At 69.0% G+C, this 13,852-nt stretch carries 5 protein-coding genes; all 5 read right to left on the bottom strand.

What is annotated here, in order from left to right:
- Window positions 1-648 precede the first annotated feature (648 nt).
- The 5 genes from AC1DSC_RS07210 to treS are packed head-to-tail and all read right to left on the bottom strand — an operon-like array spanning window position 649 to window position 13,845.
- Window positions 649-5,670, bottom strand: a complete 5,022-nt coding sequence (locus tag AC1DSC_RS07210) for a malto-oligosyltrehalose synthase (protein ID WP_062361900.1) — start codon at window positions 5,668-5,670, stop codon at window positions 649-651.
- A 22-nt stretch (window positions 5,671-5,692) separates the two neighbouring features.
- Window positions 5,693-7,528, bottom strand: a complete 1,836-nt coding sequence (treZ, locus tag AC1DSC_RS07215) for a malto-oligosyltrehalose trehalohydrolase (protein WP_012747115.1) — start codon at window positions 7,526-7,528, stop codon at window positions 5,693-5,695.
- Window positions 7,525-9,690, bottom strand: coding sequence for a glycogen debranching protein GlgX (gene glgX / locus AC1DSC_RS07220; RefSeq protein WP_012747114.1), 2,166 nt, complete (start codon window positions 9,688-9,690; stop codon window positions 7,525-7,527). The genes treZ and glgX overlap by 4 nt, the downstream gene beginning before the upstream one ends.
- Before the next feature lie 26 nt (window positions 9,691-9,716).
- Window positions 9,717-10,457 carry a mechanosensitive ion channel family protein gene (locus AC1DSC_RS07225; protein WP_012747113.1) on the bottom strand — a complete coding sequence of 247 codons (741 nt, stop codon included), beginning with the start codon at window positions 10,455-10,457 and terminating at the stop codon, window positions 9,717-9,719.
- A gap of 58 nt (window positions 10,458-10,515) precedes the next feature.
- A complete protein-coding gene (gene treS, locus AC1DSC_RS07230) occupies window positions 10,516-13,845 on the bottom strand; it encodes a maltose alpha-D-glucosyltransferase (protein WP_012747112.1) in 3,330 nt (1,109 codons plus the stop codon).
- Window positions 13,846-13,852: the final 7 nt, after the last annotated feature.

Genomic DNA, 13,852 nt, shown 5'->3' on the forward strand with positions numbered 1-13,852 from the left:
TCAGCAGCACAAAGAATGAATAAGCTTCGGGGTGGGGGGCGGCGCCCGGAACAGCGCATGGCGGCAGCGGTTCCAGTCACAGCAAGCGGCCACGATGTTGGAAGCAATGGTGCGCCCGCCATCGATCTTCGCGGGTCAGGTGCTCGGCCGTCAGCCGAACCATTCGCGCCCGGTCGGGCGAGATGCCATGCGCCACTGCGAACGCTTTCGCGTCTGCGCGCTACATCGGGTGCAGACAGCAAAAACAAAGGTGGCCTTGAGCCCAGAAAGCGCTCTCGCGGAGCGCGCAGAGGTTGGTTCTGTGCGTCATAAGATTTCACGTTGAAGTGATCCCCCGTGGCGCTTGGCGCAACTCGGGCGCCGGCGGCTTGGCCGGCTGGCGGTGCACCGACGTTGCGTCGGCGCTGTCGAGATTCTCAGGTCCCGAACAGTTTGAAGTTTATTGCGGCGCCAACATCATGAGTGCCGATCATTTCCGACGACGTCCAACACACCTCTGCTTCGGCGTCCCGCTGCTCAACCATGAGTCGACTTCGCTCAAGTAGTTCTCGACCTCGCTCAGCCAAGTCTCCGACAGCGGCGGATCTCTGAACTACGTCCAGTCGGCCGCACTCCGCTACTCTGCAAACGATTCGATGAATCAAGCTCCTATTTTTGGAAGATAGCCCAAGGCATGCGGCAGAACGCATCTTTCAGCGAGACGACGCGATCCTCGGCAGCCAGCGATTCGCCGGTGAGCACGTTCACCAGCGTTGCGCCTCCGAGATCCTCAGGCAACACCACCCTCGTCCCCCTCCACGCCTCCGCATCGGGAAGCACCGGCACACCATCCGCCCCGGCGCACGCAATCCCCGCAAACAACCGCCCCGCCATCACCACCAGCGTCCGCCCTTCGTGCCTGCGCGCAAAGGCCACCACATGCCGCGCCAGCGGCCCTTCGACCGCGAGCCCTTCGTAGCTGCCTTCGCGGAATAGTTCCGCATGCGAGCGCCGCATCGACAGCAGCCGCCAGATGAACCAGAGCTTCGCGCGGCCATCGTGCGGCGACCCGGCCAGCGCCTGCACGCGCGCAGCAAGGTCGTGCCCGCCTGCCATCGCCTGGAGCTCATCGAGCCGACGGCTGCGCAGTTCATAGTCCACCGGCCGCCGGTTGTCGGGATCGACCAGGCTCAGGTCGATCAGCTCGCTTCCTTGATAGAGATCCGGCACGCCCGGCGAGCCGTACTTCAGCAGCGTGAGCGTCAAGCCGTTCCACGCACCGAACCATGACAAGCGATCGGCCAGGCGCTGGATGTCCGCAAGGCAGCCGTCCTTCGACAGGTCCGAGAGGATCCGCTGCACCAGGCCTTCGAGCGCCGCTTCGTACGGTGCATCGGGCTGGGTCCAGCGCGTGTGGAGCTTGGCTTCGCGCGCGGCCTTCTGCATGTACTGCCACACACGCGCGGCATAGGCCGGCACGTCGGCAGCATCGAGGCCGCCGAAGGGCAAGGTGCCGAGCAGGGTCTGGTAGAGCAGGTATTCGTCGGCGCGCGAAGGCGCTGCCTCCGCCTGCTCGCCGCCGCGGCACAGCGCGTGCCAGCGCGCGAGCGCGTCGCGCCACTCGCTGGGCATTTCGGAGAGCACGTCGATGCGGTTGCGCACCTCTTCCGATCGCTTGTTGTCGTGCGTGGAGGTCGCGAGCATGGTGTGCGGCCAGTGCCGCGCGCGGTCGGCGCTCAATGCATGGAACTCGGGCACGTCGAAACCGAACTGGTCCGGCTCGCCGCCGACCTCATTGAGCGAACTGAGCGGAAAGTAGCGGTAGAACGAGGTGTCCTCCACGCCCTTGGCCGCGACCGGCGCGCTGAACTGCTGGAAGCGCATCGCGAACCGGCGCACGCGCCCGGCCAGCGCCGGTGGCGCATGCGCGGCCGCGGCCTCGCCGCGCAGCGAGCGGCGCACGAAGGCGAAGACGGAGCGGTCGGCATCGACACTCTGGCGCTCGGCCGCCTCGGTGGCGGCGTCGATGAAATGCGCGTCCTGCGCGGAGGGTGCGTCGACGATGTAGGTGCGGTAGACCGGCATGCAGGCCGCCACTTCGGCGAGCGCGCGGCGCAGCGCGTTGAGCGTGTAGTCGCGTGTGCCGCGGTCGGCCCGCGCAATCCTGAGCAGTTCGGAGGAGAGCACGTTGAGCTCCGACGACAGCGCGCTGCGCATGACCTCGCGCTTGCCGGCCCTTGCGACCGAGCCGAAGTCCTGCGCCTCGCCCGTGAAGCCATGCCAGGCCTGCCGCAGGGCGTCGGCCGCGGCGGTGTCCACGAGCACGCCGTTGGCCACGTTGGCAAAGCGGTAGCCGGTGGTGCCGTGCACATGCCATTCGGCGGGCACCTCTTCTTCCGAGGCGGCGATCTTCTCGGCCACCACGTACAGCGGGCGCGCCGGCCGTCCATCGGGGCCGGTAGCCGGCAGCACGATGCCCGCGCGGCGCGCATAGCCTTCCTGCAGCTGCCGGAAGTAGCGCGCAGGGTCGTACAGGCCATCGGGATGGTCGATGCGCAGGCCGTCCACCACGCCGGCCGCGGCAAGGTCGAGCGCGAAGGACTGGGTGGCCTCGAACACCTCGTCGCGTTCCATGCGCACCGCCGCCAGGTCGTTGATGTCGAAGAAGCGCCGGTAGTTGATTTCGTCGGCCGCCACGCGCCAGTAGGCGAGCCGGAAGGCCTGCAGGTCGATGAGCCGGTGCAGCTGGTCGCGCGCCTCTTCCGACGCCAGGTTGAACTCCGCCACCGCGGCCAGCACGGCGCGCGCGAGCGACGGATGCGCCTCTGCCAGATGCGCGAGGCGGGCCTTGAACAGTTCCTTGTCGCGCACGCGCTCGGTGCATTCGGCGGGCGTCTGCGCACGGCGGCTGGGCAGGTGGCCGAAGGCGGCCGAGAGGCTGGCGAGCTGCGCTGCGAGCATCGGGTCCTTCAGGTGCGGCAATGCGCATGCAAGAACCACGGGATAGCTTTCGGGCGCCAGCGGAAACCGGTGGTCGAAGTAGCGCAGCGCGAAGCTGCCGTGCGCCGCTTCGAAGTGCAGCGCCAGCTCCCCGCTCGCGAGCACCTCGCCATAGTGCCCGCCAAGCACCGGCAGCAGCACCTTGCCGGCCAGCTCCTTGTTGAGCGGCTGCCAGTCGATGTCGAAGTGATGCGCGAAGAGCGAGGCCGGGCCGTTCTCCAGCACGTCCATCCACCAGGCGTTGTCGGCGCCGAGCACGCCCATGTGGTTGGGCACCATGTCGAGCAGCTGCCCGAGGCCGTGCGCCTGCAGCGCCGCGACGAAGCGCGCAAAGCCCTCGGCGCCGCCGAGCTCGGGATTGACCTCGGCATGGGCCACCACGTCGTAGCCGTGCGTGCTGCCCGCGCGGGCGCGCTGGATGGGCGAGCAATACACATGGCTCACGCCGAGCTGCGCGAGATAGGGCAGCACGCGGATCGCATCGTCGAAGCCGAAGCCCTGGTGGAACTGCAGGCGGTAGGTGGCCCTCGGCACGCGCGCCTGCAGCAGCGTGGACGGCGCCGCTTCCGCGCGCAGGCTGCGGCGCGGGCGAATCGCGCGCAGGTGTTCCGTGAGCCCCTGCATCGCATCGCCCGCCGCCAGCTCCTGCACGCTGGGCAGCAGCTTGCGCCGCCAGTTGGGATGGGTGTCGGTGGTGCCGGGCATGTTGGCCTGCTCCACCTCGCCGGCCACGTCCTCGAGCTGGAACACCATCAGCGCCGACGGCGCCGCGGCCAGGAACGCGTGGACCGCCTGCATGATGCGCGGCGAAGGCACTGCGAGCGACAGCGCCTGCGCCGCCTCGTCGGCGGACAGCAGGCCCGCCTCGCGCACGGCCAGCGTCAGCCGGATGCGTTCCTGCGCGCGGTCCAGCAGCTGCGCATCGAACAGCCGCGGATCGGGAAAAAGCCCGAGCGCCAACCGCAGCCGCAGGTCGTGGCCCGACCACCAACCCGCGAGCGTGGCGAGGTCGTGCGTGCTGATGGCCACCAGCGCGGCTGCCGGGTAGGCCGCAGGCAGCGTGAAGCCGCCGCCCTGCTGCTTCTCGAAGTAGAGCAGCCGGTAGGAGAGCACATCGGCGCGCGCGAGCGCTTCGCGCATCGCGTCTTCCACCGTGCCCAGGTCTTCGCCCACCACCATGCAGCCATGCCGATGGCTTTCGACCGCCACGATGGCCAGCATCTCCTCGACCGCGTAGCGCACGTAGGCGCCGTCGTGCGGCGAGCGGCCCGGCGGAATCCAGAACAGACGCATCAGCCCCATCACATGGTCGATGCGCAGCGCGCCGGCATGCCGCATGTTGGCGCGCAGCATCTGCACGAAGGGCTGGTAGTGGTGCGTGCGCAGGTGGTCGGGGCGCAGCGGCGGCAGGCCCCAGTTCTGCCCGGCCGGGTTGAACTCGTCGGGCGGCGCACCGATGCTCGCGCCGACCGCGAAGCAGTGGCGCGCGGCCCAGGCGTCGGAGCCGCCGCGGTCCACCGACACGGCCAGGTCCAGGTAGAGCCCGATGCCCATGCCCAGCGCCTTGCAGCGTTCGCCCGCGCGCGCAAGCTGGTGCTCGGCCACCCATTGCAGGTACTGGTGGTATTGCAGCCGCTCGGCATGCTCGGCCGCAAAGGCCTGCACCTCGGGCGAATCCGCCTCCCGATAGGCTTCGGGCCAGGCGAGCCAGCCCCAGCACTGCGGATCGGCCGCGGCAAAGTGGGCCTGCAGCGCCTCGAACAAGGCGTGCTGGCGCAGCGGCTCGCCCTGCGCCGAGACAAAGGCCAGGAAGGCCTCGCCGCGTGCATCGGGAGCGCCGGCCGGCGAAAGATGCCGCGCGCGAAAGTGCTCGAACAGCAGCTCCAGCACTTCGAACTTGGCGGTGGCCACGCCGGCATGGTCGACCAGCGGCGCGGCCCGCAGCGCCGCGAGCCGGCCCTGGAACCCCGGCGATTCGACGTGCCGGCGCGCGGCCTCGCAGGCGGCGAAGTCGTCGACCGCCTCGACGTCGATGTACAGCACGTTGATCCATTGCCGCGACGACGGGCTGTAGGGGCTGGCGCGCGGCGGATCGGTCGGGAACAGCGCATGCAGCGGGTTCAGGCCGATCAGGTCGGTGCCCTGCCCGGCCATGCGGTCGACGAGCGCTTCGAGGTCGCCGAAATCGCCGATGCCCCAGTTGCGCGCCGAACGCAGCGCATACAGCTGCAGCGCCGGCCCCCAGACGCGGCCACCGTCCTGCACGGCGGGCGGGCGGTAGCAGCGGCCGGGCGAAGCGACGAGCAGGGTCTCGCCGGCCAGGCCGTCGATCTGCAGCCAGTGATAGCCGGGCGCGAGCGGCTCGGCCAGCTGCAGCGTGCAGCTGCCATGCGGCCAGGGCTGCGCGTCGGCTTCGCCCTCGCGCACGAGCCCCTGCTCGTCGCGCAGCCGCCAGCGCAGGCTGCCTGAGCGCTGCGGCAGCTGCAGCGACCAGTGCGGTGCATGCGCCTGCACCACCTGCACCGGTGGCATGGCGGGCGCATCGGCCTCTGCGCCAGTTGCGGCACCCGCCTGCACGCCGAACTCGGCCAGCAGCGCGGCCAGGTTCTCGGGCGATGCATGGCGCAGCGTTCCGAAGGCGTCGTGGTAGGCCGGCGAGATGCCGTAGTGCCGGCACAGGCGCTCCAGCACATCGTCGCTCCAATGACCCGGATCAGCCACCGGCGATGTCCTCCAGCGTCGCATGCACGGCGCCCCGCTCGAGCTGCAGGCCCGCCGCCGCGGCCACGGCGCCCCTGCTGTAGAGCACCGTGCCCGCAGGCGCGGCTGCTTCCACCGCAGGCTGCGCACCAAGATTCGCAAGCAGATGAAGGCGCTTGTCCGAGAGCTTCCACTGAACCCGGATCATCCCGTCTTCGCAGCCATGGCTTCCCGCGCCGCGCACGCCGGCCAGGTGCGGCACCAGCAGCCGATGGCGCGCGTCGAGCAATTGCTGCACCTCGCACAGCTGCGCGAAATGCGCCCGCGTGCCGCGCTCGCGCCAGCGCAGCTTCGAGGCTTGGAAGGTCTGGTCCGCATTGGGATCGGGAATGCGCGCACGCGCGGCTTCGTCGGCAAAGGCGGCGAAGCGGCCGAACTCTGCGCGGCGCCCTTCGGCCACGGCCGAGGCCAGTTCGGGGCCGAAGTCGCAGAAGTACAGGAACGGCGAGGAAGCCGCGAACTCGTCGCCCATGAAGAACATGGGCACGTGTGGCGACAGCAGCACGCAGGCCAGCGCGGCGCGCACCAGCACCGGATCGCCGAGCGCATGGATGCGCTCGCCGAACGCGCGGTTGCCGACCTGGTCGTGGGTCTGCAGGTAGGACACGAAAGCGGTCGGCGGCAGCTGCGTGCTGGGTTCGCCGCGCGGCTCCCCGCCGCGAAAGGCCGAGGGCTGCCCCTGGTAGATGAAGCCTTCGGCCAGCGCACGCGCAAAGCGGGCCGCGGCGTCGTCGGCATAGTCGGCGTAGTAGCCGTCGCGCTCGCCGGTGGCCAGCACATGGGCGGCGTGGTGCAGGTCGTCGTTCCATTGCGCGGTGCCCGCCACCGGCAGGCCGTTGCCGTCGCGCGCCAGCAGCGAGGCCTGGTTGGCGTCGTTCTCCAGCACCAGGTGCACCTGCCGCTCGCGCGCCGGCCCGGCGTTCAGCGCCTCGCGGATCTCCTGCACGATGTGCCTGGGCGAGGCATCGCGAATGGCATGGATCGCATCCATGCGCAGGCCGTCGAAGTGGAATTCTTTCACCCAGTACAGCGCGTTGTGGACGAAGAAGTCGCGCACGGTGCGCGAGCCCGGCCCGTCGAAGTTGATGGCCGCGCCCCATGGCGTGTGCTGGGCCGCGTCGAAGAATTCGGGGCAGCAGGCGTGCAGGTAGTTGCCCTCCGGCCCGAAGTGGTTGTAGACCACGTCGAGCAGCACCATCAGCCCCAGCGCATGCGCGCTGTCGACGAGGGCCTTGAGCTCGTCGGGCGTGCCGTAGCTGGCGTCGGGCGCGAACTGCAGCACGCCGTCGTAGCCCCAGTTGCGCGCACCGGGAAAATCCGCGAGCGGCATGAGCTCGACCGCGGTAATGCCCAGTTCCGCCAGCTCGCCGAGCCGCTCGCGCGCGGCCCGGAAGGTGCCTTCCGCGGTGAAGGTGCCAACGTGCAGTTCGTAGACCACGGCCTCGTGCCAGGGCCTGCCGCGCCAAGCGGTGTCGGCCCATTCGTAGAGGGCCGGATCGACCACCTGGCTCGGACCGTGCACGTCCTGCGGATTGAAGCGCGAGGCCGGGTCGGGCATGGTGGTGCCGTCGGCGAGCCGGTAGGCATAGAGGTCGCCAGCGCGCGCATCGGCGAGCGTGAGGCGGTGCCAGCCGTCCGTGTCCTGCGCCATGGCGTGCGAGGCCTCCTTCCCGCCCGCCGGTGTGTGCACGAGCGTGACGCCATGCATGGACGGCGCCCACAGTGCAAAGTCCACGCCGCCATCGCCGCGCACCGTGGCGCCGAACGGCATGCGGTGGAAACGCTTCATGGCCGCACGTCCGGCCGGCTCAGCACCACTAGCGAGCGGCACTGCAGCGGATAGGCGGGCTCGGACCAGGCGGGCGCGAGCGCGGCCACGTCCTCGGTGGCGGGCGGCGGGGTGCCGCTGGCGGTGTCGAGCAGCAGCCGCCACGCGCCATAGGGAGCGGGCGGCAGGGTGAACGGGATCTCGTCGTGGTGCGCGTTGAACAGCACCAGAAAATCATCGTCGTGCAGCGCCTCGCCGCGCGGCCCGCGGTCGGCAATGCCGCCGCCGGACATGTACATCGCCAGGCAGCGCGCGTTGGCGTCGCTCCAGTCCTCGGGGCGCATCTCGGCGCCGTCGGGCCGCAGCCAGACCACGTCGGTCACGCTCTCGGCCTCCGAGGGCTTGCCGGCAAAGAAGCTGCGGCGCCGGAACGAGGGGTGGGCGCGCCTGAGCGCGATGGTGCGCTCCACGAAGGTGATCAGCGCCTGCCGCTCGGGCGTGGGCGTCCAGTCGAGCCAGCTGATGTCGTTGTCCTGGCAGTAGGCGTTGTTGTTGCCGTTCTGCGTGTGGCCGCGCTCGTCGCCGGCCAGCAGCATCGGCACGCCTTGCGACAGCAGCAGCGTGGCCAGCAGGTTGCGCTTCTGGCGCTCGCGCAGCGCGGCGATCTCGGGGTCCTCCGTCGGCCCTTCGGCGCCGCAGTTCCAGGAGATGTTGTGGTTGCTGCCGTCGCGGTTGTCCTCGCCGTTGGCCTCGTTGTGCTTGTCGTTGTAGGAGACCAGGTCGTCGAGCGTGAAGCCGTCGTGCGCGGTGATGAAGTTGATGCTCGCGTTGGGCCGCTTGCCCGACCAGCCGTACAGGTCTTCCGAGCCGGTGAGCCGCTTGCCGACCTCGCCGATCACGCCCGGGTCGCCCTTCCAGAAACCGCGCATGCCGTCGCGGTAGCGGTCGTTCCATTCGGCCCAGCCGAGCGGGAAGTTGCCCACCTGGTAGCCGCCGTGGCCCAGGTCCCAGGGCTCGGCGATGAGCTTGACGCGGTTGAGCGTCGGGTCCTGGCGGATGGCGTCGAAGAAGCCGCCCAGGTTCTCGACCTTGCCGGCCTCGCGCGCGAGCGCCGAGGCCAGGTCGAAGCGGAAGCCGTCCACGTGCATTTCCTCGGCCCAGTAGCGCAGCGAATCCATCACCAGCTGCAGCGCATGCGGATGCTCCAGGTTGACGGTGTTGCCGCAGCCGGTGAAGTCGTCGTAGTAGCGCCGGTTGTCGGCGTTGACGATGTAGTAGGAGGCGTTGTCCACGCCGCGCATCGAGAGGGTGGGCCCGAGCTGGTTGCCTTCGCAGGTGTGGTTGTAGACCACGTCCAGGATCACCTCGATGCCGGCCGAGTGCAGCGTCTTCACCATGGTCTTGAACTCCTTCACCTTGCCCGAGGCGCTGTAGCGCGTCTCGGGGGCGAAGTAGGCCAGCGAGTTGTAGCCCCAGTAGTTCTGCAGGCCCTTCTCCGCCAGGTGCCGGTCGTTGAGGAAGCTGTGCACCGGCAGCAGCTCGATGGTGGTCACGCCCAGGCGCTTGAGGTAGTCGACCACGGGCGCGCAGCACAGGCCGCCGTAGGTGCCGCGCAGCTCGGGCGGCACGTCGGGGTGGCGCATGGTGAAGCCGCGCACGTGCAGCTCGTAGATCACCATGTCCTGCCAGGGCACCGAGGGCCGGCGGTCGTCGCCCCAGGTGAAGGCCGGCTCCAGCACGCGGCCCTTGGGCACCAGCGGCGCGCTGTCGCGGCGGTCGAACGAGAGGTCTTCGCGCTTGCTGCCGACCGTGTAGCCGTAGAGCGCATCGCCCCAGCGCAGTTCGCCCACCAGGTCTTTTGCGTAGGGATCGACCAGCAGCTTGTGCGGGTTGAAGCGGTGGCCCTCCTCGGGCTTGTAGGGGCCGTGCACGCGGTAGCCGTAGGCCTGGCCCGGGCGGGCTTCGGGCAGGTAGCAGTGCCATACGCCGTCGGTGCGCTCCCGGATCGGGATGCGCTGGATTTCGTGGCGGCCCTTGTCGTCGAAGAGGCACAGGTCCACCCCTTGTGCGTGCTGGGAAAAAAGCGCGAAGTTCACGCCCTCCCCGTCCCAGTTGGCGCCCCGCGGATAGGGGCGCCCCGGCCAGACGGCCGAGATCGGATTGCGTTGGCTGCTGCGTGTCATCAAGTTGGATGTGGGAGAAAGAAATTTCAGCGCGGCGGGCGCTCGTCGAACGGGTTCGGCTTGGGCCTGGCCGTGCCGCTGCTGCTGTCGCTGCCGTCCTTCGGCAGGCGCGGCCACCAGCGTTCGATCTGCTCGGCCGCCCAATCCTTGCCCGCCAGGCCGAAGGCCAGCGCCAGCGCGAACACCACGCCCGCCAGGATCACCAGGAAGCTTTCGCGCACGATGTCGCCGCCCACCTTGACCTGGTCCAGCGCAATCAGGATGACGAAGGCCATGACCGCGTAGCGCGCGATCTGGCCCAGCAGCATGGCGTCGCGCAGCTGCGCGCCCCGGAAGTAGCTCGACACCGCCTCTCCCACGAAGCGGGCAAAGTAGGAACCGAAGGCCAGCACCAAAAGGGCCACGAAGAGATTGGGCACGAACCACACGACGCGCCCGAGCAGGTCGGCGATGTAGCTCAGGCCCATGCCGTTGAACGCCAGCAGCAGTGCCGCAAAGATCACCAGCCAATAGGCCAGCACGCCGAACAGGCTGCAGGTGTCGCCCGGCCAGCCGCCCTGGCGCAGGAAGTTGTCCAGGCCCGCGCGCTCGGTCAGCACGTTGAAGTTGATCGCGCGCAGCGCCTTGGTCACCGCAAAGCGCGCGGCCTTGGCAATGAGCCAGCCGGCAAGCACCACCACCAATGCAATCGCCAGGCGGGGCACGAAGGCCCCGACCTGGTAGAGCATTGCGTTCAGCGGCTCCAGGTGAATGCCAAATCGGTCCATGTTTCTCTCCGGTGCGTGGTTGCGGTTGCGGACGAAGGCGGTGGATGCGGTGCAAGCATCAACCGGGCCGCTCCACCTGCAGCAGCGCGAGCACGCCGTTCAGCGGCACCTGCGCCCAGTCGATGCGGTTGTTGAGCTCGTAGCGCAGCTCGTACAGCGCCTTCTCGGTCTCGAACAGCGCGAGCAGGTCGGCGTCGATGCGGGTGGCCTCCTCGCCCGCGCCGGCCTCCATGTAGCCGTCCAGGAAGGCCTGGCGTGCCGACTGCTCCCAGGCCGCGGCGGGCGGCCCCAGGTAGGCGGCCTCCTCCACGCTCTGCGCAACGCGGCGCAGCGCGGACCAGCGCGCATAGTTGAACGAACGCAGCATGCCGGCCACGTCGCGCAGCGGCGAGCCCTTGGCGCGGCGCTCGTCGAAGCTGCGCGCGGGCTCGCCTTCGAAGTCGATGATCACGAAGTCGTTGTCCCGCAGCAGCACCTGCCCCAGGTGCAGGTCGCCGTGGTAGCGGCTCTTGATGCCGCCTTGCGCCTGCGGCCTGCGCGCCGCGATGGAGCCCTGCAGCGCGTCCTCCATGGCCAGAAGGGCCTGGGCATCGGGCTGCGCCGGCGCCGGCAGCTGGGCCAGCCTTTCGCGCAGCAGCGCCAGCGTGGCGGTGGCGTCGGCGCGGGCCTGCTCCGCATAGCGGGCGATGTCGCTGTCCAGCAGCGGCTCGGGATCGAAGGCCGCCGCGCCGGTGCGCAGCGCAAGCGCCTGGTGCAGCTCGGCGGTGCGCCGGCCCAGCGTGGCCATGAGCGCGAGAAAGCCGCCGTGCACGGCCATCGGGTCCGGCAGCGCGCCGTTGGTGGTGGCGAAGTCGCGCAGGAAGCGCTCCAGGTAGCCCAGCGTGTGGTCCCAGCCATCGCCCTGGTTCGACACATAGGACTGCACCATGGCCAGGGTCATGGTGCGCCCGTCGTTGCCGGTGTATTCGAGCGCGCCCAGCACCGGGACGCAGTGCGGATATTTGGCCACCTCGGTCAGGAAGCGGCCCATCTCCAGCTCGGGGTTCAGGCCTTCGCGCAGGTGGCGGTAGCCCTTGAGGAACAGGGTTTCGTCGAGCGTGACCACGGTGTTGCTGCTCACGCCGCTCGGCCGGCCGATCGGCAGACTGGCGATGTCGGCCTCCACTTCGGCAAAGGCCGCCGTCGCGCGAAAGCGCAGCCGCCCCTGGGCGGTTTCCAGTTCCATGCCGCTGCGGATGGCCAGCACCAATTCGCGGCAGAAGGCTTCGTCATAGAACGCATCGCCCATCAGCCCCACCTGCGCCTGTTGCCGCACCTTGGCGAGCGCGGCCTGCGCGACGCCGGCCATGCGCTCCTCGTCGCGCTCTTCCCAGGCCAGTGCCAGCGGCATGAAGTAGGTGGCGCCGCCGGGCGGCCCATCGAGTTCGAGCAAGGGCAGCATCCAGCTGAGCGGGCCTGCCTCCCAGATGACGTGGTCCGCCAGGCGCGCGCGCTCGATGGGGGTGCCCTTGGATGCATACCAGCGCTGGATCTCGATGTGGCGCGGCAGCGTCTCCAGCTCGAACTGGTTGCGCATGCGCTCCGACATGCCGATGCGCCAGGGCATCACGCGGTCGCGGAAGAAGCTGGTCCAGCCGTCGAACAGCACCAGCGTGGGCCACTCCTGCAGCGCCACGCCTTCCTGGTGCCAGCTCGGCATCTCGGCATCGGAAGTGAGCCTGAACCAGTAGAAGCCGTACGAGGCCAGCGTGAGCAGGTAGGGCAGCTCGCCGATGGGCGGAAACGGCGCGCGGCCCAGCATCTCGATGGGCACGCGGCCCTTGAAGGCCGAGAGATCCAGCTCCACCGGCTGCGCGGCGCGAGACAGGTTGAACACCGTGAGGATGATGTCCTCGTCGTACTCGCTCAGGTAGGCCAGGATCTTGCGGTTGCCCGGCTTCAGGAAGCGCCGCTTGCCGCGGCCGAAGGCGTGGCTGGTCTTGCGCACGGCCAGCATGCGCTTGGTCCAGTTGAGCAGCGAGCTGCTGTCGCGCGCCTGTGCCTCCACGTTGAGCGCCTCGTAGCCGAACATCGGGTCCATGATGGGCTGCAGGTACAGCCGCTGCGGATCGGCGCGCGAGAAGCCGGCGTTGCGGTCGGGGCTCCACTGCATGGGCGTGCGCACGCCGTTGCGGTCGCCCACGAACACGTTGTCGCCCATGCCGATCTCGTCGCCGTAGTAGATGATCGGCGAGCCGGGCATCGACAGCAGCATGCCGTTCATGAGCTTCACGCGGTCGATGTCGTTTTCCATCAGCGGCGCCAGGCGCCGGCGGATGCCCAGGTTGATGCGCGCGCGCAGGTCGGCCGCGTACATGGTGTACATGTAGTCGCGCTCCTTGCTGGTGACCATCTCGAGCGTGAGCTCGTCGTGGTTGCGCAGGAAGATGGCCCACTGGCAGCCCTCGGGAATGTCGGGCGTCTGCTGCATGATCTCGACGATGGGGTGCCGGTCTTCCTGCGCAATGGCCATGTACATGCGCGGCATCAGCGGAAAGTGGTACGCCATGTGGCACTCGTCGCCATCGCCGAAATACTCGCGCACGTCTTCCGGCCACATGTTGGCCTCGGCCAGCAGGAAGCGGTTCTTGTACTGCGCATCGATCGCCGCGCGCAGCTGCTTGATCACCGCGTGGGTCTCGGGCAGGTTCTCGTTGCTGGTGCCGTCACGCTCCACCAGGTAGGGAATGGCGTCGAGCCGGAAGCCGTCCACGCCCATGTCGAGCCAGAAGCGCATCACCTTGAAGATGGCTTCGAGCACCGCGGGGTTGTCGAAGTTGAGGTCCGGCTGGTGGCTGAAGAAGCGGTGCCAGTAGTAGGCCTTGGCCACCGGGTCCCAGGCCCAGTTGGAGGTCTCGGTGTCGGTGAAGATGATGCGCGTGCCCTGGTAGATCTGGTCGGTGTCGCTCCACACGTAGAAGTCGCGCTCGGGCGAGCCCGCCGGCGCGCGCCGCGCGGCCTGGAACCAGGGGTGGTCGCTCGAGGTGTGGTTGATGACCAGCTCGGTGATCACCCGCAGCCCGCGCTCGTGGGCGGCGTCGAGCATCTCGCGGAAGTCGTCCAGCGTGCCGTACTGCGGGTTCACGTCCTCGTAGGCCGAGATGTCGTAGCCGTCGTCGCGCAGCGGCGATGGATAGAAGGGCATCAGCCAGATGGTGTTGACGCCCAGTTCCTTCACGTAGTCGAGCTTGGCCGTGACGCCCTTGAAGTCGCCGATGCCGTCGTTGTTGGAGTCGAAGAACGCCTTGACGTTGAGCTGGTAGATCACCGCATCGCGGTACCACAGCGGGTCGTCGCTGATGTCGATCTCTACCGTTTCGAGCGCAATGTGGGAGACAGGGGCGTTCATCGTTGCG

Source organism: Variovorax sp. 01N425, from assembly GCF_056399465.1.

Bases quoted from the DNA above. Each gene is read 5' to 3' on its own strand.
- treZ (WP_012747115.1), bottom strand. From the start codon at position 7,528: ATGAAGCGTTTCCACCGCATGCCGTTCGGCGCCACGGTGCGCGGCGAT.
- treS (WP_012747112.1), bottom strand. From the start codon at position 13,845: ATGAACGCCCCTGTCTCCCACATTGCGCTCGAAACGGTAGAGATCGAC.
- glgX (WP_012747114.1), bottom strand. From the start codon at position 9,690: ATGACACGCAGCAGCCAACGCAATCCGATCTCGGCCGTCTGGCCGGGG.
- AC1DSC_RS07225 (WP_012747113.1), bottom strand. From the start codon at position 10,457: ATGGACCGATTTGGCATTCACCTGGAGCCGCTGAACGCAATGCTCTAC.